This window comes from Streptomyces sp. NPDC057486 (assembly GCF_042802415.1).
Taxonomy (GTDB): Bacteria; Actinomycetota; Actinomycetes; order Streptomycetales; family Streptomycetaceae; genus Streptomyces; species Streptomyces yanii.
In genome coordinates, this window is the sequence record NZ_JBHVEE010000003.1 from 15,623 (window position 1) to 36,051 (window position 20,429).

A 20,429-nucleotide genomic window follows, 5' to 3' on the forward strand; every position below is an offset into this window, starting at 1 on the left:
TGGTTCTGGCCTCGTGCTTCCGTTCGGGTCGGGCGGGCTGTCGCCCTGGTCAGGAAGGTACCGGCCGGATGCTGCGGAGCCGTCCTCGGGGGAGTTCACCGGGCGGCGGCAGGCTCGACGTTGTGGTTGAGGTGGAACACGTTGTCGGGGTCGTACGCGGCCTTGACCGCGGCGAGCCGGGCGTAGTTCTCGGCGCCGAGTCCGGCGACGATTCGGCCCGAGCCCTCGCGCCCGATGAAGTTGAGGTAGACGGCGCCGGTGGACCAGGGGCGCACGTCGGCGCGCACCTGACGTACCCACTGGCGGCCGCGCTCGTCGTCGGACGGGCTCTCCCAGATACCGAACGGGTGCACGGCCCAGCGGGCACTGCGCCACGGCAGCGGGTACTCGGCGGGGCCGCGGGCCACCGCGCCGCCCATCGGGAAGAGGACGTGCTGCGAAGCGGACGGGACGGGCATGTCGGCGACGTGGGAGCAGAAAAGGTCCACCGCTTCGTCGGGGAAGGCGTCCAGGTACTCGGCGGACCAGTAGTTCCGCATCCCGGGCGGGTCGTCGAGCATGCACTGCAGATCCGCGTACGGGATGTCGGTGATCACCTCGGACTCGTGACCGAGGGCGAGCAGCGGCCCGGCCAGTTCCCGGGCCCGGGCCGACGGCCCGGTACAGGTGAGCAGGACTCCGCAGACGAGTGTGCCGACCAGATGCTCCGGTACGAAGTCCTCGGGCGGCGCGGTGATGTAGAGAAGGGCGCCGCCGGCCTCGTCCAGCGCGGAGGCCATCAGGTCCCGGTACGCACGCAGAACTTCGGGACCGGCCTCGGGGCGGTACAGCAGCAGCGCGAAGGACATCTCCGGCAGTTCGTGCAGGTCGAGCGTGAGCGAGGTGGCGACGCCGAAGTTGCCGCCGCCACCGTGCAGCGCCCAGAACAGTTCAGGGTTCTCGTCGAGGCTCGCGTGGACGGTGCTGCCGTCCGCGGTCACCAGCTCGGCGGCCAGCAGGTTGTCGCAGGCCAGACCGAATTTCCGCTCCAGCCAGCCGGAGCCGCCGCCCAGGGTGAAGCCGCCCACACCGGTGGTGGAGGCCCGGCCACCGGTGGTCGCCAGACCGTACGGCTGGGTTGCCCGGTCGAGATCGCTCATGGTCGCGCCGCCGCCGACGCGCGCCGCCTGGTCGCTCGGGGAGACCGTCACGCTGTTCATGCGGCGGAGGTCGACCACCAGTCCGCCGTCGGTGAGTGACATGCCGGCGACGCTGTGGCCGCCACCACGGACCGCGATCTCCAGGCCGTGCTCCCGGGCGAACCCGACCGACAGCGCCACGTCCGCCTCCGACGCGCACTGGGCGACCACTGCGGGCCGCCGGTCGATCATGCCGTTGAAGATCATGCGCGCCTCGTCGTATCCGGCGTCCCCGGGCGCGAACGCTTCGCCGGTGAGGTCGCGGCGGAGACCGTCCACGGCGAGGCCCGTCGTACCGGTGATGTCGCTGGTGCCGGTGGTGCTGCGGGGCGTCATGATGCCCCCTTCCGAGGGCGTGACAGATCAGTTCCATCGTAGGGCGGTGCTCCCGGGCCGTACCGGCCCGGGAGCACCGCCCAGCCACGCATTCGGCGGCCGGCGGTCAGCCGACGTAGGCGCCGCTCGCCGTCAGCCTCAGCGCCGTGTCGATCAGCGGCACATGGCTGAACGCCTGCGGGAAGTTCCCCACCTGCCGCTGCAGCCGCGGATCCCACTCCTCCGCGAGCAGCCCCAGGTCGTTGCGGAGCGAGAGCAGCCGCTCGAAGAGCTGGCGTGCCTCGTCGACCCGTCCGATCATCGCCAGGTCGTCGGCCAGCCAGAACGAGCACGCCAGGAACGCGCCCTCGTCGCCCTCGAGACCGTCGACGCCGGCGTCCTCGCCCTTGGTGGGGTAGCGCAGCACGAAGCCGTCCTCGGTGGACAGCTCGCGCTGGATCGCCTCGATCGTGCCGATGACCCGCTTGTCGTCCGGCGGCAGGAAACCCATCTGCGGGATCAGCAGCAGCGACGCGTCGAGCTCCCTCGACCCGTAGGACTGGGTGAAGGTGTTGCGGTCCTTGTCGTAGCCGTTTTCGCAGACATCGCGGTGGATGTCGTCGCGCAGCTCCCGCCACCGCTCCAGGGGGCCCTCGGTGTCCCCGGACTCGATCAGCTTGATGGTGCGGTCGACGGCGACCCAGGCCATGACCTTGGAGTGGACGAAGTGACGGCGCGGCCCGCGCACCTCCCAGATGCCCTCGTCCGGTTCGTCCCAGTGGTTCTCCAGGTACGAGATCAGCTTGAGCTGGAGCCCCGTCGCGTAGTCGTTGCGGGTCAGTCCCGTCATGTGGGCGAGGTGCAGGGCCTCGGTGACCTCGCCGTACACATCGAGCTGCAGCTGGCCCGCCGCGCCGTTGCCGACCCGGACCGGGCCCGAGTTCTCGTAGCCGGGCAGCCAGTCCAGCTCGGCCTCGCCCAGCTCGCGCTCGCCCGCGATGCCGTACATGATCTGCAGGTTCTCCGGGTCACCCGCGACGGCCCGCAGCAGCCACTCGCGCCAGGCGCGGGCCTCCTCGCGGTAGCCGGTGCGCAGCAGCGAGGAGAGGGTGATCGCCGCGTCGCGCAGCCAGGTGTAGCGATAGTCCCAGTTCCGCGAGCCGCCGATGTCCTCCGGCAGGGAGGTGGTCGGGGCGGCGACGATGCCGCCGGTCGGCGCGTACGTCAGCGCCTTCAGGGTGATCAGGGAGCGGACCACCGCCTCGCGGTAGGGGCCGTGGTACGTGCACTGCTCGACCCACTCGCGCCAGAAGTCCTCCGTCGCCTCCAGCGATCCCTCGGGGTCCGGCAGCCCGGGCGGTTCGTGGTGCGAGGGCTGCCAGCTGATGGTGAAGGCGATCCGGTCCCCGGGTGCGACGGTGAAGTCGGAGTACGTCGTCAGGTTCTCGCCGTACGTGTCGACGGGCGTGTCCAGCCAGACGGAGTCCGGGCCGGCGACCGCGACCGTACGGCCGTCGACCTTGTGCACCCAGGGGATGACCCGCCCGTAGCTGAACCGCATGCGCAGCTCGGAGCGCATCGGCACCCGGCCGCTGATCCCTTCCACGATCCGGATCAGTTGCGGTGCGCCGTCACGAGGCGGCATGAAATCGGTCACGCGGACCGTGCCGCGCGGCGTGTCCCACTCCGACTCCAGGATGAGGGAGTCCCCGCGGTAGCGCCGCCGGTCCGCCGCCGGTGGCTCCGCCCCGGTCGCGAACGCGGGGCCCAGGCGCCAGAAGCCGTGCTCCTCGGTACCCAACAGTCCCGCGAAGATGGCATGCGAGTCGAAGCGGGGCAGGCACAGCCAGTCCGCTGTGCCGTCCCGGCAGACCAGGGCAGCGGTCTGCATGTCTCCGATGAGTGCGTAATCCTCGATGCGCCCGGCCACGTGCATCTCCAGTCGAACGGCCATGTCGCCCCGTGGGGCGCTTACTGCGGGTAATGAGGTCGTTGCAAGGGGTCGTTGTGGTGAGCCGACGGCTCCAACGCCTCGCCCGGGGCGAGTGTCCGAGCAGGATACGACGCACGTCCATGATCCGCGCGACGGTCCCGGCAACACGTCTACGTCGAACGGGTGGGGCGTGAACACGGTGCGGTGATTCTGTGCGGCGAGTGTGCCGGGTGTGGCCGGAAGCGGGCTCCCCCGGTCGCTGATACCCTGGTAGCCCGTGGACGGTGGTCGTCAGCAACAGCGGACGAGGCCCCCGAACCGCAGCGACGGCACCTCCGAATCTCCGGACGGCAAAGCCGGTACGCACCTCAAGATCCGCGACCACGGGAGCCCCCTTTGGCTATGCAGCCCACATCCACGACGACCAAGCACATCTTCGTCACCGGGGGTGTCGCCTCATCCCTCGGCAAGGGTCTGACTGCCTCCAGCCTGGGTGCCCTGCTCAAGGCGCGGGGCCTTCGGGTCACCATGCAGAAGCTCGACCCCTACCTGAACGTCGACCCGGGCACGATGAACCCGTTCCAGCACGGCGAGGTGTTCGTCACCAACGACGGCGCCGAGACCGACCTGGACATCGGCCACTACGAGCGCTTCCTCGACGTCGACCTCGACGGCTCCGCCAACGTCACGACCGGCCAGGTGTACTCGCAGGTCATCGCCAAGGAGCGGCGCGGCGAGTACCTCGGTGACACCGTGCAGGTCATCCCGCACATCACCAACGAGATCAAGCACCGTATCCGCCGCATGGCCACCGACGACGTCGACGTCGTCATCACCGAGGTCGGCGGCACGGTCGGCGACATCGAGTCGCTGCCGTTCCTGGAGACGGTCCGCCAGGTCCGCCACGAGGTCGGCCGGGACAACGTCTTCGTCGTCCACATCTCGCTGCTGCCGTACATCGGCCCGTCCGGCGAGCTCAAGACCAAGCCCACCCAGCACTCCGTCGCGGCGCTGCGCAACATCGGTATCCAGCCGGACGCCATCGTGCTGCGGGCCGACCGTGACGTACCGACCGCCATCAAGCGCAAGATCTCGCTGATGTGCGACGTCGACGAAGCCGCTGTGGTGGCCTGTGTGGACGCCAAGTCGATCTACGACATCCCCAAGGTGCTGCACACCGAGGGTCTGGACGCGTACGTGGTGCGCAAGCTCGACCTGCCGTTCCGCGATGTCGACTGGACCACCTGGGACGACCTGCTGGACCGCGTCCACAACCCCGACCACGAGGTCACCGTCGCGCTCGTCGGCAAGTACATCGACCTGCCCGACGCGTACCTCTCCGTCACCGAGGCCATCCGGGCCGGCGGCTTCGCGAACAAGGCCCGGGTCAAGGTCAAGTGGGTCGCCTCCGACGACTGCAAGACCCTGGCCGGTGCCGCGAAGCAGCTCTCCGACGTCGACGCGATCTGCGTCCCCGGCGGCTTCGGCGACCGCGGTGTCAACGGCAAGATCGGCGCCATTCAGTACGCCCGTGAGAACAAGGTGCCGCTGCTCGGCCTCTGCCTCGGCCTGCAGTGCATCGTGATCGAGGCGGCGCGCAACCTCGCCGAGATCCCCGACGCCAACTCCACCGAGTTCGACGCCGCCACCTCGCACCCCGTCATCTCGACGATGGAGGAGCAGCTCGCCTACGTCGAGGGCGCGGGCGACCTGGGCGGCACCATGCGGCTCGGCCTGTACCCGGCGAAGCTCGCGGAGGGCTCGCTGGTCCGTGAGGCGTACGACGACCAGCCGTACGTGGAGGAGCGTCACCGCCACCGCTACGAGGTCAACAACGCCTACCGCACCGAGCTGGAGAAGAAGGCCGGTCTGGTCTTCTCCGGCACCTCGCCGGACAACAAGCTCGTCGAGTACGTCGAGTACCCGCGCGAGATCCACCCCTACCTGGTCGCCACCCAGGCGCACCCGGAGCTCCGTTCCCGCCCGACCCGCCCGCACCCGCTCTTCGCGGGCCTGGTGAAGGCGGCCGTCGAGCGCAAGACGGGCGCCGGGGCAGACAGCAAGCAGGGCGCCACGTCGGGCAAGTAGTCCGGCGGCGGGCAGGCGTTACCGTTGACCGGGGTACGGATCGATCGAGGATCCGTACCCCGGTTTCTGTTTTTGTGGGAGGACGTAGATGGTTATCCAGGACACGCCCGAGGAGTGGCAGGTCACTGCGACCGAGACCCCCTTCACGGGCAACAAGACCAGCGTCCGCACCGATGACGTGGTGATGCCCGACGGAGCGGTCGTCCGCCGCGACTACCAGGTCCATCCCGGGTCGGTCGCCGTGCTCGCACTCGACGACGCGGGCCGGGTCCTCGTCCTGCGGCAGTACCGGCACCCCGTGCGCCACAAGCTCTGGGAGATCCCCGCCGGCCTGCTCGACGTCCCCGGTGAGAACCCGCTGCACGCGGCGCAGCGCGAGCTCTACGAGGAGGCGTACGCCAAGGCCGAGGACTGGCGGGTGCTGACCGACGTCTACACCACGCCCGGCGGCTGCGACGAAGCCGTACGGATCTTCCTCGCCCGGAACCTCTCCGAGGCGGACGGCGAGCGTTTCGCGGTCTCCGAGGAGGAGGCCGACATGGAGCTGGCACGGGTGGAGCTGCAGGAGCTCGTACGGGGGGTGCTCGCCGGGGAGCTGCACAACAACTGCCTCGTGGTGGGCGTCCTCGCGCTCGCGGCGGTGCTCGCCGGGGACGGAATCGATTCGTTGCGGCCGGCCGAGGCGCCGTGGCCGGCCCGGCCCTTCGAGGTCTGACGGTCCGCCCGTCCATTCGGGGCGCAGATAAGTCTTCCGATCGGACGAGCTGCTGATCCGATCGGGGGACGACCCCGCCACGCTCCACGCCGAGGGCGCATACGCCTGAACTACGCTCGGAATGCCCTGACCGGAGTCCCGGCGGGCAACGCGTGCAGCGAAGTGGAGCGTGGCCCGTGACGGATCAGGCGGTGGACACCAGCGGCCCGGCGACGGCAGCGGGTACCGAGGAGCCGTCCGGTGCCGCACCGCCCCGATTCTTCGGCCGCGAACGCGAGTTGAAAGAACTGAGGGCCGATATCGAACGGGCCGGGCTGGACACTCTGGCCGGCCGCAAGGCCGCCCGTGCCCGGGTCCTGCTGATCGCCGGACGCCCCGGCTCCGGACGCACCGCACTCGCCGAGGAACTCACCCGCGCGCTCATGGACTCCGGCGACTACCCCGACGGGCTGCTCCGGGTCCGGCTCACCGAACCCGGGGGCGTCCCTGTTCCCACCGAGCGCACGGCACGCGAGCTCCTCGACCAACTGGACGTCACCGGCCCGCCCGGCGCGGACGGTGACGAACTGTCCGAGATGGTCCGCGAGGCCCTCGCCGCACGGAGCGCCCTGCTGCTGCTCGACGACGCGGCCGACGCCGAGCAGGTCGACCCGCTGCTGCCGGACAACCCGGACTGCCTCGTCGTCGCCACCGCACAGGGCCCGCTGACCGGCATTCCCGGCGTCCGGCCCTGCACCGTCGGCGGCCTCGACGCGGGCTCCGCCGTCCAGTTGCTGGCCCGCGACATCGGCCAGGTCAGGATCACCGTCGACCCGCGGACCGCCGAGACCCTCGCCGAGGAGTGCGGCGGGCAGCCGGCCGCCCTCGTCATGATCGGCGGCTGGCTCGCCGCCCATCCGATGGCATCGGTCGCCGACGTCACCAAGCAGCTGCACGAGCTGCCGGACGACGACGAGCAGTCCACCGGCGCCCGCCCGCTGGCCCGTGCCTTCCGGCTGGTCCACGAGTCCCTGCCGCCGCCCGCCGCCCGGATACTGCGCCTGCTCGCGCTCGCCCCTGGCGGACTCGCCGACGCCCACACCGCCTCCGCGCTGGCCGGCTGCTCGGTCTCTGCCGCCCAGACGACCCTCGACGACTTCGTGGGGCTGGGCCTGCTGCGGGCCAACGGTGCGGAGCTGTCGCAGTACGAGGTGCCCGGCTGCCTCCTCCCGCTGCTGCGCGCCCTGCTGGCGGACCGGGACCGGCCGGCCGAGATCCAGCTGGCCCGGGCCCGGATGCTGGAGCGGACCGTACGGCAGCTGCAGTCCTGCCGGGCGGTCACGGAGCCGGAGGGCTCCCCGGCCCGCAAGAAGCTCGCCGGGCTGCCGCGCTCGCTGCGCTTCCCGCATCCCGAAGCGGCTGCCGCCTGGCTGCGGATCCGCCGGCCCGCTCTGCTCGCTTCCGCCCGGATCGCCGTCGAGGACGGTGAACTCGACACCCTGGCACGGCGGTTGGTGGCCGCGCTGGTGCGGGCGCTGGCCGTGCACCAGGGTACCGAGGCCGCCGCCCCCGACCTGTACGGTCTGCACGGACTGGTCCTGGCCGTCGCCGAGCGGCGCGAGCTGTACCGTGAGCAGGCTGCCGCGCTGCTCAATCTCGCCGATCTGGATGCCAGGACCGGGCGTACGAAGGAGGCGCTGGCCCGATACCGGGCCGCGCTGGACGCCGGGCGGGCGGCGAAGGATCCGTACGCGACCGGCAGGGCGATGGAATCCGTAGGCGGCGCCTATGCCGAGCTGGGGGACTTCCACCGGGCCTCCGACTGGTTCGGCCGGGCGCTCGCCCAGCGGCTCACCCAGGGCGAGCGTGCCGACGAGGCGCGGTTGTACGGGCGGCTCGGCGCCGTCCACACCTATGCCGGGCGGTACGGCGAGGCGCTGCGGAACTGGCGGGCCGCGGCGGCCGGATACCGCAGGCTCGGGGACCTGCCCGCCCAGGCGCGGGCGCTCAGTGAGGCCGCGCGCGTGCAGGAGTACGCGGGGCGACCGCAGGAGTCGCTGCAGACCTGCCAGGAGGCCGTGGAGTGGGCACGGCAGGCCAAGGACGTGCGCCTGCAGGCGGCGCTGGAGCTCCGGCTGGCCGACACCCTCGAACGGCTCGGGGACCCCGCCGCGGCCCGGCTGCACCGCGGAGTGGCGGACAGACTACTGGGAGAGAAGGGTCCTGCCTACGAAATCCGTAGTACGTCGGCGGAAAATTAATGCTTTGTAAGGCTAGACAGCGGGAAGCCCTTCATTAGACTGGCTATGCCGCGGACCTCCGTGGTGTCTCCATTTACACTAAGTGTGTCCGGGTATGTACCGCCATGCCCGAGTAACCCTCTGAGTCAAGGACCGTGATCGACGTGAAGGTCGGCATCCCCCGCGAAGTCAAGAACAACGAGTTCCGCGTGGCCATCACGCCCGCCGGTGTGCATGAGCTCGTCCGCAACGGCCACCAGGTCGTCGTCGAGCAGAACGCCGGCGCAGGGTCCTCGATCACGGACGAGGAGTACGCCGCCGCCGGGGCGCAGATCCTGCCCACCGCCGACGAGGTCTGGGCCACCGCCGACCTGCTGCTGAAGGTCAAGGAGCCGGTCGCCGAGGAGTACCACCGCCTCCGCAAGGACCAGACGCTCTTCACCTACCTGCACCTCGCCGCCTCCCGCGAGTGCACGGACGCGCTGCTGGAGTCCGGCACCACTGCCATCGCGTACGAGACGGTCGAGACCGCGAGCCGCGCACTCCCGCTGCTCGCCCCGATGTCCGAGGTCGCGGGCCGCCTGGCCCCCCAGGTCGGCGCCTACCACCTGATGCGCTCGGTCGGCGGCCGTGGTGTGCTGCCGGGCGGCGTCCCGGGCACGGCCCCCGGTGAGGCCGTCGTCATCGGTGGCGGCGTCTCCGGCTGGAACGCCACGCAGATCGCCGTCGGTCTCGGCTTCCACGTCACGCTGCTCGACAAGGACATCAACAAGCTGCGCGAGGCCGACAAGGTCTTCGGCACCAAGGTCAAGACCGTCGTCTCCAACGCCTTCGAGCTGGAGAAGGCCGTCGTCGAGGCCGACCTCGTCATCGGTGCCGTGCTGATCCCCGGCGCGAAGGCCCCGAAGCTGGTCACCAACGAGCTCGTCGCCAAGATGAAGCCCGGAAGTGTACTTGTCGACATTGCAATCGATCAGGGTGGTTGCTTCGAGGACTCGCACCCGACGACGCACGCCGACCCGACCTTCACGGTCCACAACTCGGTCTTCTACTGCGTCGCCAACATGCCCGGCGCGGTGCCGAACACCTCCACGTACGCGCTCACCAACGCGACGCTGCCGTACATCCTGGAGCTCGCCAACCGCGGCTGGGTCGAGGCGCTGCGCCGCGACGCCGCGCTCGCCAAGGGCCTCAACACCCATGAGGGCCAGGTCGTTTACCGCGAGGTGGCGGAGGCGCACGGCCTGGAGCACGTCGAGCTGAGCACGGTTCTCGGCTGACGAGTCAACGCATTCCGTCAACCCTGCACGTCCGGCCGGACCTTGTCGAGCAAGGTCCGGCCGGACGTGTGTCGGCCCCCGTGAGGCCGTTGTCCAACTCGCGCCGAACGTAACCCTTTACCCGTTTCGTACGGTTGTGAAATCTGCGCCGGAATGACTGCACACCCTTGACAGGGGGGTGTTCGATTGCCGACACATCGGGCCGGGTCCGGCGGATTGTGTTGCTGCGAACCGGTGACACGCCATAGAGTCGCCAATCGTCGGCATGGTGTCACGCTGACCTATCGATAAGTTTCCTGGTCACGTCCAAGGAGGTAAGACGACTTGTGAATGAGTCGACATTTACTCCCGGGGGTGTTCAACCAGGGATGCCTGCACGGGGCCAAAGCCCGATCGGGCTGGAGGCTGTCGGCTCCGTCGCTGTCCGCACCTTCGCCACCCACCAGCACATGACGACAGCCCCCCAGATGATGGACGGCCTAAACGTGAACGCCATGGCCGGCAACGAGAGTGGCCGAGAGACCGCCCACTTCGCCGACTTCGACGAGGTGCCCCAGGGGCACTTCTACGACCCCGACGCCGAGTACGAGCCCGATCCGGAGTACGCGGCCACCCTCGCGCCCGATGCTGCCCGTCAGCGCCGCGAGCGGATCGGCCCGACCGGTCGGCCCCTGCCCTACTTCCCGATCCCGGGTCCGCTGACCGACCACGGTCCCGCGAAGATCATCGCGATGTGCAACCAGAAGGGCGGCGTCGGCAAGACCACGTCGACCATCAACCTGGGTGCCGCACTCGCGGAGTACGGACGCCGTGTCCTGCTCGTCGACTTCGACCCGCAGGGCGCCCTGTCCGTCGGTCTCGGCGTCAACCCGATGGAGCTCGACCTCACGGTCTACAACCTGCTCATGGAGCGGGGCATGTCGGCCGACGAGGTCCTCCTGAAGACCGCCGTGCCCAACATGGATCTGCTGCCGAGCAACATCGACCTGTCGGCTGCCGAAGTGCAGCTGGTCAGCGAGGTGGCCCGGGAGTCCACGCTGCAGCGCGCCCTGAAGCCGCTGATGGCCGACTACGACTACATCGTGATCGACTGTCAGCCCTCGCTGGGCCTGCTCACCGTGAACGCCCTGACGGCCGCTCACAAGGTGATAGTGCCGCTCGAGTGCGAGTTCTTCGCGCTGCGCGGCGTGGCGCTGCTCACCGAGACCATCGAGAAGGTCCAGGAGCGGCTCAACCCGGAGCTGGAGCTCGACGGCATCCTTGCGACCATGTACGACTCCCGTACGGTGCACAGCCGCGAGGTGCTCGCGCGGGTCGTCGAGGCCTTCGACGAGCACGTCTACCACACGGTGATCGGGCGCACGGTGCGATTCCCGGAGACCACGGTCGCCGGTGAGCCCATCACCACGTACGCCTCCAACTCGGTCGGTGCCGCCGCCTATCGCCAGCTCGCCAGGGAGGTGCTCGCCCGGTGTCACGCCGAGTGAGTCTGCCCGGAGCCGACGAACTGTTCCGTACCACCGGGGGGATGGGGCTGCAGTCCTCGTCCCCCGCGGACCGGCGGCGCAAGGCGAACGGCGAGGCGCGGGTGCCGGCTCCGGCCGGTGAGAACGAGACTGCGGCGGACAGCTCCGGAGCGACCGGGGGAGCGGCCGAGGCCGGCGGCGTTCCCTCCTCGGAGGAGCACGCGTCGGCAGAGGCCGACGCGGGGGATTCCCGCGGCCGCGGCGAAGACAGCGACCGGGTGGCCGTGGCCGCACAGGCGGCCCGCCGCCCCTCGGCCTCCCCTTCCGCCGCCGCGCAGCAGGAGGCCGTTCCGACCGTCCAGCAGCAGCGCAGGCGCGGAGGCGGGCGCGGGGCGAACCGGCGGCCGAGCGGCAGGGAACGCCACGACGAGAAGATCACCGTCTATGTCTCCGCCGAGGAACTGATGGACCTCGAGCACGCGCGGCTCGTGCTGCGCGGTGAGCACGGGCTCGCCGTCGACCGCGGTCGGATCGTCCGTGAGGCGGTCGCGGTGGTCCTCGCGGACCTGGAGGCGCGGGGCGACGCGAGCATCCTCGTACGGCGGCTGCGCGGCCGCTGACCGGCGGGGCGCCGGTAGCCTGCCCGGAGAGCCGCGCTGCTCGGCGGGCGGACCGTACCGTAGCGGTCACCGCCGACCGGTGGTCCGGCCCGCCCTGAACGGGCTGCCGCCCACCGCCCGTATCCCGCCGCACTCTGGACCTCCATGCCGACGAACGACGAGCCCGCCCGCACGCCTCGGCGCCCCCTGGGGCGCGGTCCGGGGGGCCGGCCTGCGCCGGTTGCGGAGGAGCCGTCGGCGACCGGGGGGCCGGGGGCGGACGCCGCCCCGGTCGTGCCGCCTGCCGCGCCTCTCCCCGTCGGCGGGACCACGAAGTCCTCGGCGGTCGCATCTGGCGACATGAGGTCGGCGTACGGCGACGGGGCGACCGCGGCGGACGGGCACGGCACCGCGTCGGCGGATGCCGGTGGCCCCACTGCCGCGACAGAACCCGCGGCGCCCGCAGAGCCTGCGGCGCCCGAAGAAGCCGCAGAGCCCGCGGAGCCGGAGCTGCCGGATCCCGCTGGGCCCACGGACCCCGCTGAACCCGCGGGCGACGGACGGTTCACCGTTCGGCTCGCCAACTTCGAGGGGCCGTTCGATCTTCTTCTGCAGCTCATCTCCAAGCACAGGCTCGATGTGACCGAAGTCGCTCTCTCCAAGGTCACGGATGAGTTCATGGCCCACATCCGGGCCATGGGGCCGGACTGGGATCTCGACCAGACCACCGAGTTCCTCGTCGTCGCCGCGACCCTGCTCGATCTCAAGGCGGCCCGTCTGCTGCCCGCCGCCGAGGTCGAGGACGAGGCGGATCTCGCGCTGCTCGAAGCGCGCGACCTGCTCTTCGCGCGGCTCCTGCAGTACCGCGCGTACAAACGCATCGCGGAGATCTTCAGCGCCCGGCTGGAGTCCGAGGGACGGCGCTTTCCGCGGACCGTCGGGCTGGAGCCGCACCATGCCGAGCTGCTGCCCGAGGTGGTGATCAGCATCGGCGCCGAGGGGTTCGCCAGGCTCGCCGTGAAGGCGATGCAGCCCAAGCCCAAGCCGCAGGTGTATGTCGATCACATCCACGCCCCGCTGGTCAGTGTGCGGGAGCAGGCCGCGATCGTGGTGGAGCGGCTGCGGGAGGCGGGGGAGACCAGTTTCCGGCAGCTCACCGAGGACGCCGCGGACACCCTCACCGTCGTCGCCCGGTTCCTCGCGCTGCTGGAGCTGTACCGGGAGAAGGCCGTCACCCTCGACCAGGAGGAGGCGCTCGGCGAGCTCATGGTGCGTTGGACCGGGGGAGCGGATGCCGCACCGAGGGTGACGGACGAGTTCGACCAGGACGTACAGGAGGACGCAGAGGCATGAGTGAGCGCAGCGAGCAGGACGGCATCGGCGTCACCGTCGCGGATCTCGAGCTCAAGCCCGCCCTGGAGGCGGTTCTGATGGTCGTCGACGAGCCCGCCACCGAGGAACACCTGGCCAAGGTGTTGCAGCGGCCCCGGCGGGCCGTCGCCGATGCGCTGCGGGAACTGGCCGACGAGTACACCGTGCAGCGCCGCGGTTTCGATCTCCGGCTGGTCGCGGGCGGCTGGCGCTTCTACACGCGCCCGGAGTACGCGGAGGCCGTCGAGGGCTTCGTGCTGGACGGCCAGCAGGCCCGGCTCACCCAGGCGGCTCTGGAGACCCTGGCAGTGGTCGCGTACCGGCAGCCGGTCAGCCGCTCACGCGTCTCCGCGGTGCGCGGTGTGAACTGTGACGGCGTGATGCGGACCCTCTTGCAGAGGGGCCTGGTCGAGGAGGCGGGCGCGGAACCCGAAACAGGTGCGATCCTGTACAGGACGACGAACTACTTTCTGGAGCGGATGGGCCTGCGTGGCCTGGATGAGCTCCCGGAGCTCGCGCCCTTCCTCCCCGAGGCGGACGCGATCGAGGCTGAGACGCTAGAGGGTGTGCCGTCGTTCGATCCGGACGCACCGGACACCCCGGATACTCACGCAGACGACAAGACGGAATTTTGATGCGAAGCAGTGGCAGGAACAGCGGAAGCGGCAGCGGCAAGAGCGGCGGCAACCGGAACCCCCGGGGTGGCGGCGCCGGGCGTGACGACCGGCAGGGCCAGCGTCCCCGCCGGCCCCGGCCCGAGGAGCGCCGCTACGACGTGGGCGGCACGACCGGTGCCGGTGAGAAGAGCGGCGACGGCCCCCGCAAGGGCCGCGGAGCCGCGGCGCGCGGCGGAGCCAAGGGCGGGCCGAAGACTGCGCAGGGCGGCGGCAGGAGCGGCGGCCCGCGGCGTGGACCGCAGGGCGCCCCGTCCCGTCCGCGCGAGCTCGACGCCAAGATCGAGCAGCGCAACCGGGACAGGTACGCGAACAAGCCCGACATCAGGACGCCCAAGACGTTCCCGGGCGCCGAGCAGGAGGGTGAGCGTCTGCAGAAGGTCCTCGCCCGAGCCGGCATGGGCTCGCGCCGCGCGTGCGAGGAGCTGATCGAGCAGTCCCGTGTCGAGGTCAACGGGCAGATCGTCGTCGAGCAGGGCATGCGCGTCGATGTGCACAAGGACGAGATCAAGGTCGACGGTCTGACCGTCGCCGCCCAGTCGTATCTCTTCTTCGCGCTGAACAAGCCCGCCGGTGTCGTCTCCTCGATGGAGGACCCGGACGGCCGCCAGTGCCTCGGCGACTACGTCACCAACCGTGAGACGCGTCTCTTCCACGTCGGCCGGCTGGACACCGAGACCGAGGGCATCATCCTGCTCACCAACCACGGCGAGCTGGCCCACCGTCTCACCCACCCCAAGTACGGAGTGAAGAAGACCTACCTGGCAGCCATCCAGGGACCGCTCCCGCGCGAGCTGGGCAAGCGCCTCAAGGACGGCATCCAGCTGGAGGACGGGTACGCCCGCGCCGACCACTTCCGGGTCGTCGAGAACACCGGCAAGAACTACCTGGTCGAGGTGACCCTCCACGAGGGCCGCAAGCACATCGTCCGCCGGATGCTGTCCGAGGCGGGCTTCCCGGTCGAGCGGCTCGTGCGGACGTCCTTCGGGCCGATCCCGCTGGGCGACCAGAAGTCCGGCTGGCTCCGCCGCCTCACCAACACCGAGGTGGGCATGCTGATGCGGGAGGTCGGTCTCTAGTGCCCCTCCCGGCAAGCTTTGCCCCGTCGCAAGCATTGCCGGTCACGGCACTGGAGTCCCCTTAGCCCGCGGCTCCGTCCGCTCTCCGGCCCGCGGCCGGTTCCTGTCTTCGATTTTCGAACAGGAATCGGTCGCGGGCCTTTTGCTGCCGTCGTTCCGCCTTTATAGTCAGGTTGACTATTAAGGAGGCGGGTGTGAGTCTCGCGGACATCCTCGATCCCCTGCAGCAACCCCTGGTGACGGTCCTGGACACCCCGGTCAGCTGGACCGAGGTCCTCGGCTTCGGCAGTGGAGCGCTGTGCGTCTGGCTCGTGGCCCGTCAGCACCTCGCCAACTGGCCGATCGGCATCGCCAACAACCTCTTCTTCATCCTGCTGTTCACCCAGTCCGGTCTGTACGCCGACGCCGGCCTGCAGATCGTCTTCATCACCCTTGCCGTGTACGGCTGGTGGACCTGGACCCACGGGGGTGGACCGGGTTCGTCAGTCCTGCCGGTGCGCAGTACCACGCGCACCGAATGGGCCTGGCTGTGCGCGGCAGGGGCGGCGGGGACCCTCGCCCTGACCGTCCTCCTCGACCGGGCCACCGACTCGACCGTGCCGTTCTGGGACGCCCTGACGACCGCGCTGTCGCTGGCGGCGACGTACGGGCAGTGCCGGAAGCTGGTCGAGTCGTGGTGGCTGTGGATCGCCGCCGACGTGGTGTACATCCCGCTCTACGCGTACAAGGAGCTCTATCTGACCTCCCTGCTGTACGTCGGGTTCCTGACGCTGTGTCTGGTCGGACTGCGCAACTGGAAACTCGATCTCACCGTGCGGCAGCGGGAGTTGGCGGAGGTGGCCCGATGAAGCGGTTCGCGCACGGCCTCGTGCTCGGCAAGTTCTATCCGCCGCACGCCGGCCATCACCACCTCGTCCGCACCGCCCAGGACCGCTGCGAGCGGCTGACCGTCCTGGTCTGCGCAGCCTCCGTCGAGTCCGTCCCGCTCGCCGATCGCGTCGCCTGGATGCGGGAGGTGCATCCGGACGTACGGGTCGTCGGCGCCGTCGACGACACCCGGATGGATCTCCACGACCCGGCGATCTGGGACGCCCACATGGCTGTCTTCACCGAGGCCGTCCCGGAACCGGTCGACGCCGTCTTCACCTCGGAGTCGTACGGGGACGAACTGGCCCGCCGCTTCGGTGCCGAATCCGTCTGCGTCGATCCCGGGCGCACGGTCTTTCCGGTCTCCGGCACCGCCGTCCGGAAGGACCCGGTGGGCTGCTGGGACTTCCTCGAGCCGCCCGTACGGGCCGCGCTCACCCGCCGGATCGTCGTCCTCGGCGCCGAGTCCACCGGAACCACCACGATGGCCCGCGCCCTCGCCGACCACTACCGGCGACGCGGCGGCGTCTGGGCGCAGACCCGGTACGTCGCCGAGTACGGGCGGGAGTTCAGCGAACAGAAGCTGGCCGCGCTGCGCGCACGGTGGCCCCAGGCACAGTGGGAGGACGTCGCCTTCACCACCGACGACTTCCCGCTGATCGCCGAGGCGCAGAATGCCAGGGAGGAGGCCGCCGCCCGGACCGGGTCCCCGGTGCTCATCTGCGACACCGACTCCTTCGCCACCACTGTCTGGCACGAGCGGTACGTCGGCGGCCGCAACCCGCTCGTCGAGGAGACCGCCGACCGGGTCGGCCACCACCTGTGGCTGCTCACCGACCACGACGGCGTCGCCTTCGAGGACGACGGGCTGCGTGACGGCGAGGAGCTGCGGCCCTGGATGACCGACCGGTTCCGGACCGAACTCACCCGCACCGGAAGGACGTTCGTCGAGCTGACCGGGACGCACGAGAAGCGCTTGGAGGCCGCGCTCACCGCTGTCGACGCCCTGCTCGCCGCAGGCTGGAACTTCGCCGCACCCCTCCCGGAGCGACGATGAGCACCGCCCCGGAGGGCTACGACCCGCATGCCTTCGAGCCGTTCGCCGTCACCGTCGACCTCGCGGTCTTCACGGTCCGCGGCGGACGGCTGCACGTCCTGCTCGTCGAACGCGGCGAGAACCCGTACAAGGGGCACTGGGCGCTGCCCGGCGGCTTCGTCCTGCCCCGTGAGTCCGCCGAGTCAGCCGCCCGCCGGGAGCTCGCGGAGGAGACCGGGCTGACCGAGTCCACCGTCTCCGCCCTCCACCTGGAACAGTTGCGCACCTACAGCGATCCGGACCGCGACCCCAGGATGCGGGTCGTCTCCGTCGCGTACGCCGCGCTCGTCCCCGACCTGCCGGAGCCGCGCGGTGGCGGGGACGCGGCCAACGCCCGCTGGTGGGACGCCGGAGCACTCGGCGCGCTCGCCTTCGACCACGACCGCATCCTCGCCGACGCGCACGACAGGATCGGCGCCAAACTCGAATACACGTGTCTTGCCACCGCCTTCTGCCCGGCCGAGTTCACCCTGGGCGAGCTCCAGCAGGTGTACGAGACCGTCTGGGGCGTCGAGCTCGACCGACCCAACTTCCGGCGCAAGGTCCTCACCACGCCCGGCTTCGTCCAGGCCGTGGAGGGATCACCGCGCCGCACCGGCGGGCGGGGGAAACCGGCCGCCCTGTACCGGGCGGGTGCCGCCACCGCCCTGCACCCTCCACTGCTGCGACCGGAAGGAAGAAGCACATGATCGTGACCAGGACCATCACCAAAGGAGCTGCCACCGGCGCACTGACCGGGCTCGCGCTCGGTGACGCGCTGGGCTTCCCGACCGAATTCAACAACGTGCCCTCGATCCTCGCCAAGTGCGGGCCGTGGCGTCAGATGCGGCTGCCGCGTCCCGCGATCGTCTCCGACGACACCCAGATGACGCTGGCCCTCGCGCGGGGCATCCGCACCGCCATGGACCGGGGACTGCTCACCGCGCTGCGGCTGACCCGGCCGGTGCGCGAAGAATTCGTCGAGTGGTACCACTCACCGGACAACAACCGCGCCCCCGGCCGCACCTGCATGACCGCCTGCCGGCTGCTCGACAGCGACCGGCTCTGGCAGGAGGCCAGCCAGACCGGCTCCAAGGGCTGCGGTGCCAACATGCGGGTGGCGCCCGTCGGACTCGTACCCGGGCTGAGCGAGGAACAGCGCTCCGGCGCGGCGCAGTTGCAGGCCGCCCTCACGCATGGACATCCCACGGCGCTCGCCGCCTCCGACCTGATGGCGCGCGCGGTGTACCTGCTGGCGCAGGGCGCGGAGCCGACGGGGCTGATCGGGCAGCTGCGCTCGTACGCGTACGAGAACAGCAACCGTTACCTCTCGCGCTGGCTCGGCGACCTGTGGCGGTACGCGGGTGACGACTCCGGCGAGAGCTACATCCGGCGCGGCTGGGACGAGTGCCTGACCGCACTGGCCCGGGTGCAGGACGCCCTGCGCGACCCGTCACCGGAGGACGACCCGTGCGAGACGACCGGCGACGGCTGGATCGCCGAGGACGCCCTCGCCACGGCCCTGCACTGTTTCCTGCTGTTCCCCGACGAACCGGTCACAGCCCTGCGCCGGGCCGCCTGCACGCGTGGCGACTCCGACTCGATCGGCTGCCTGACCGGGGCGCTGGCCGGGGCACATCTGGGGGCCGCGGCCTGGCCCAAGGAGTGGTCGGAGCGGATCGAGTACCGCAGCGACCTGCTGTCGCTGGGAGCGCTCTGGGACTCTTGATCCATGCGTACGAAGACGAAGCACCTGCACGAGGCCGGGCTGCCGGTCACGGACTTCGGCCCGGTACTGGCCGAGGAACCCGGACCGCTGCTGTTCGCCACGGTCTCCGGGGCTCATCTGTACGGGTTTCCGTCCCGGGACTCGGATGTGGACCTGCGGGGGGTCCACCTCCTGCCGACGGAGGATCTCGTCGGGCTGCGCGAGCCGGAGGAGACACGTTCGCGGATGTGGGACCGGGACGGGATCGAGATGGATCTCGTCACGCACGACCTGCGGAAGTTCGTCCGGCTGATGCTGAAGCCGAACGGATATGTGCTGGAGCAGCTGCTCTCGCCGCTGGTGGTGCACACGAGTGGGCTGCATGCGGAACTGATGGAGCTTGCGCCCCGGGTGGTGACCCGCAACCATGCCCACCACTACCGGGGGTTCGCGAAGACGCAATGGCGGCTGTACGAGGGCACCCGTGAACTGAAGCCGCTGCTCTACACGTTCCGGGCGCTGCTGACCGGTATCCATCTGATGCGCAGCGGCGAGGTACGGGCGCACCTGCCGGCCCTGCTGGGGGAGGTGGCGGCGCCGCAGTATCTGCCGGAGCTGATCGCGGCCAAGGCGGAGGCGGAGCACGGGGGCGCCGAGGGTGTGGACGGCGCGGTGGTGTCCGGCGACGTGGAAGCATTGCACCGGGTGCTCGACGAGGCGCAGGAGAAGTCGGGGCTGCCGGAGACGGCCGGGCGTGCGGCGTTCGACGGGCTGCATGAGCTCGTGGTGCGTGCGCGGTCGACCGGAGGCGGGGCTCTGTCCTCGATCTCCCCCTCGGTCTGAAGGCCATGGGGGACCCCCTCTACGGACGTGGGGGCGGCTCGTCCGCGAGGTGCTGTCGCATGCGGGTGACTCCGCCGGGGACGGCCCGTGGTGACCGGGTGCCCCCCGGGGGCGACGTCCCGGGCGACGAACGTTCCGGTGCGACGCAGGGGTTCTGCTTCATCCCCCTGCGGGGACTCCCCTGCGCGGCCCCGGACCGGCCGTCACGCGGCAGCGGAGCGGTGGTGGTTGCGGGCGGGCCCGTTCAGTCGGTGCCGGGTGACAGCGCCGACGTTCGGCGGGTACGGATCAGGAAGTCCTGCACCCGGGACCGGTCCGGCTCCGGTGGGAGCGGGGAGCCCGTTGCCGCCTCGTCGTTCTCCTCGGCCATGCGGGTCATCCGGCGTTCGACCTCCGACCAGGGAACCTCGCCGCGCTTCACCGCGAGCAGGTCCTCCCGGGCAGCGCCCACGTCGACCGTCAGCTCTCCCGTGCGCAGCAGGTCCCGGCCACTCGCCAGCAGCCGCAGCAGATGCATGGCGTGCTTCCAGCGTGGCGCACCGTGACTACGGACATCCGCCTCCAGCTTCCTGCGCTGGCCCAGCGCGTAGCGGACGAAGGTCCGGTGGGCGAGGCGGGACAGGAACGCGTCGCGCAGGGAGAGGAGTTCGCGGCCGACGGGGGTGACCTGTTCCACCAGGGGGGAGTGCAGGCACTCCAGGACATTGGGGTTGGCGATCAGCGCCAGCTCGCAGAAGCGCTCCAGTTCCCAGGAGAACTGCTCCTCCGCCGGGCCCTCGACGTGTGTCGGCGGTTTCTCGAACCGCCAGAAGAGGGGGGTCGGCGCCAGGAAGACACCGCGCCGGTCGGTGTCACTGTCGTCCGTGGCGAGCCCGAACGCGCGTGAGCCCATCACACAGGAGTAGATCGTGTGGTCGCGTACGAGGGCCTCGGCGTCCGGGGATGTCATGCGGGTGAGCGTACGTGAGGGTCGATGCGTCGTGGGCGGGGAGCCGTGGCGCCGGCACCGGCCGCATGAC

The 20,429-nt window shown here is 70.6% G+C and carries 17 protein-coding genes; 14 read left to right on the top strand and 3 right to left on the bottom strand.

What is annotated here, in order from left to right; genetic code table 11:
* Window positions 1–95: 95 nt before the first annotated feature.
* Both ACFU6I_RS02780 and ACFU6I_RS02785 read right to left on the bottom strand, forming a co-directional pair.
* Entirely contained in the window at window positions 96–1,514 is a 1,419-nt protein-coding gene (locus ACFU6I_RS02780) for an FAD-binding oxidoreductase (protein WP_384360626.1), read from the bottom strand.
* Between the two features lie 106 nt (window positions 1,515–1,620).
* The gene (locus tag ACFU6I_RS02785; RefSeq protein WP_384360893.1) at window positions 1,621–3,423 is read right to left on the bottom strand and encodes a glycoside hydrolase family 15 protein; all 1,803 of its coding nucleotides are present in this window, start codon (window positions 3,421–3,423) and stop codon (window positions 1,621–1,623) included.
* Between the two features lie 405 nt (window positions 3,424–3,828).
* Between ACFU6I_RS02785 and ACFU6I_RS02790 the strand changes: the two genes are divergently transcribed.
* The 14 genes from ACFU6I_RS02790 to ACFU6I_RS02855 all read left to right on the top strand — a co-directional run bounded on the left by ACFU6I_RS02790 (window position 3,829) and on the right by ACFU6I_RS02855 (window position 19,410).
* Window positions 3,829–5,514 (top strand): CTP synthase, encoded by a 1,686-nt coding sequence (locus ACFU6I_RS02790; RefSeq protein WP_384360628.1) that lies wholly within the window; start codon window positions 3,829–3,831, stop codon window positions 5,512–5,514.
* Window positions 5,515–5,602: 88 nt separating this feature from the next.
* Window positions 5,603–6,229, top strand: a complete 627-nt coding sequence (locus ACFU6I_RS02795) for an NUDIX hydrolase (RefSeq protein ID WP_345513641.1) — start codon at window positions 5,603–5,605, stop codon at window positions 6,227–6,229.
* Window positions 6,230–6,405: 176 nt separating this feature from the next.
* Window positions 6,406–8,469, top strand: coding sequence for a tetratricopeptide repeat protein (locus ACFU6I_RS02800; RefSeq protein ID WP_384360630.1), 2,064 nt, complete (start codon window positions 6,406–6,408; stop codon window positions 8,467–8,469).
* A 143-nt stretch (window positions 8,470–8,612) separates the two neighbouring features.
* A complete protein-coding gene (gene ald, locus ACFU6I_RS02805) occupies window positions 8,613–9,728 on the top strand; it encodes an alanine dehydrogenase (protein ID WP_384360895.1) in 1,116 nt (371 codons plus the stop codon).
* Between the two features lie 368 nt (window positions 9,729–10,096).
* A complete protein-coding gene (locus ACFU6I_RS02810) occupies window positions 10,097–11,215 on the top strand; it encodes a ParA family protein (RefSeq protein WP_030917911.1) in 1,119 nt (372 codons plus the stop codon).
* Window positions 11,212–11,814, top strand: coding sequence for a hypothetical protein (locus ACFU6I_RS02815; protein ID WP_384360898.1), 603 nt, complete (start codon window positions 11,212–11,214; stop codon window positions 11,812–11,814). The genes ACFU6I_RS02810 and ACFU6I_RS02815 overlap by 4 nt, the downstream gene beginning before the upstream one ends.
* 144 nt (window positions 11,815–11,958) lie before the next feature.
* Window positions 11,959–13,146 carry a segregation and condensation protein A gene (locus tag ACFU6I_RS02820; protein WP_384360633.1) on the top strand — a complete coding sequence of 396 codons (1,188 nt, stop codon included), beginning with the start codon at window positions 11,959–11,961 and terminating at the stop codon, window positions 13,144–13,146.
* Window positions 13,143–13,799, top strand: a complete 657-nt coding sequence (gene scpB, locus ACFU6I_RS02825; protein ID WP_384360635.1) for an SMC-Scp complex subunit ScpB — start codon at window positions 13,143–13,145, stop codon at window positions 13,797–13,799. Before ACFU6I_RS02820 ends, scpB begins: the two co-directional genes overlap by 4 nt.
* Window positions 13,799–14,917: a pseudouridine synthase gene (locus ACFU6I_RS02830; protein ID WP_384360637.1), complete on the top strand. Its 1,119-nt coding sequence runs from the start codon at window positions 13,799–13,801 to the stop codon at window positions 14,915–14,917. The genes scpB and ACFU6I_RS02830 overlap by 1 nt, the downstream gene beginning before the upstream one ends.
* 194 nt (window positions 14,918–15,111) lie before the next feature.
* A complete protein-coding gene (gene pnuC, locus ACFU6I_RS02835) occupies window positions 15,112–15,765 on the top strand; it encodes a nicotinamide riboside transporter PnuC (protein ID WP_384360639.1) in 654 nt (217 codons plus the stop codon).
* On the top strand, window positions 15,762–16,841 hold the full coding sequence (locus tag ACFU6I_RS02840; protein ID WP_384360641.1) for an AAA family ATPase: 1,080 nt from the start codon (window positions 15,762–15,764) through the stop codon (window positions 16,839–16,841). Before pnuC ends, ACFU6I_RS02840 begins: the two co-directional genes overlap by 4 nt.
* Complete coding sequence (locus ACFU6I_RS02845; RefSeq protein ID WP_384360643.1) at window positions 16,838–17,569, top strand: NUDIX domain-containing protein; 732 nt, start codon at window positions 16,838–16,840, stop codon at window positions 17,567–17,569. The genes ACFU6I_RS02840 and ACFU6I_RS02845 overlap by 4 nt, the downstream gene beginning before the upstream one ends.
* Complete coding sequence (locus ACFU6I_RS02850) at window positions 17,566–18,588, top strand: ADP-ribosylglycohydrolase family protein (protein WP_384360645.1); 1,023 nt, start codon at window positions 17,566–17,568, stop codon at window positions 18,586–18,588. Before ACFU6I_RS02845 ends, ACFU6I_RS02850 begins: the two co-directional genes overlap by 4 nt.
* Window positions 18,589–18,591: 3 nt before the next feature.
* Window positions 18,592–19,410, top strand: coding sequence for a DNA polymerase beta superfamily protein (locus ACFU6I_RS02855; RefSeq protein WP_384360647.1), 819 nt, complete (start codon window positions 18,592–18,594; stop codon window positions 19,408–19,410).
* Between the two features lie 244 nt (window positions 19,411–19,654).
* Here the strand turns inward: ACFU6I_RS02855 and ACFU6I_RS02860 are convergent, their stop codons facing one another.
* The gene (locus ACFU6I_RS02860; protein ID WP_384360649.1) at window positions 19,655–20,359 is read right to left on the bottom strand and encodes a DNA polymerase beta superfamily protein; all 705 of its coding nucleotides are present in this window, start codon (window positions 20,357–20,359) and stop codon (window positions 19,655–19,657) included.
* Window positions 20,360–20,429: the final 70 nt, after the last annotated feature.

Coding starts and splice junctions, on each gene's coding strand:
- ACFU6I_RS02840 (WP_384360641.1), top strand. CDS start 15,762: ATGAAGCGGTTCGCGCACGGCCTCGTGCTCGGCAAGTTCTATCCGCCG.
- ACFU6I_RS02850 (WP_384360645.1), top strand. CDS start 17,566: ATGATCGTGACCAGGACCATCACCAAAGGAGCTGCCACCGGCGCACTG.
- ACFU6I_RS02820 (WP_384360633.1), top strand. CDS start 11,959: ATGCCGACGAACGACGAGCCCGCCCGCACGCCTCGGCGCCCCCTGGGG.
- ACFU6I_RS02860 (WP_384360649.1), bottom strand. CDS start 20,359: ATGACATCCCCGGACGCCGAGGCCCTCGTACGCGACCACACGATCTAC.
- ACFU6I_RS02855 (WP_384360647.1), top strand. CDS start 18,592: ATGCGTACGAAGACGAAGCACCTGCACGAGGCCGGGCTGCCGGTCACG.
- scpB (WP_384360635.1), top strand. CDS start 13,143: ATGAGTGAGCGCAGCGAGCAGGACGGCATCGGCGTCACCGTCGCGGAT.
- ACFU6I_RS02790 (WP_384360628.1), top strand. CDS start 3,829: ATGCAGCCCACATCCACGACGACCAAGCACATCTTCGTCACCGGGGGT.
- ACFU6I_RS02810 (WP_030917911.1), top strand. CDS start 10,097: ATGCCTGCACGGGGCCAAAGCCCGATCGGGCTGGAGGCTGTCGGCTCC.
- ACFU6I_RS02830 (WP_384360637.1), top strand. CDS start 13,799: ATGCGAAGCAGTGGCAGGAACAGCGGAAGCGGCAGCGGCAAGAGCGGC.
- ACFU6I_RS02795 (WP_345513641.1), top strand. CDS start 5,603: ATGGTTATCCAGGACACGCCCGAGGAGTGGCAGGTCACTGCGACCGAG.
- ACFU6I_RS02780 (WP_384360626.1), bottom strand. CDS start 1,514: ATGACGCCCCGCAGCACCACCGGCACCAGCGACATCACCGGTACGACG.
- ACFU6I_RS02845 (WP_384360643.1), top strand. CDS start 16,838: ATGAGCACCGCCCCGGAGGGCTACGACCCGCATGCCTTCGAGCCGTTC.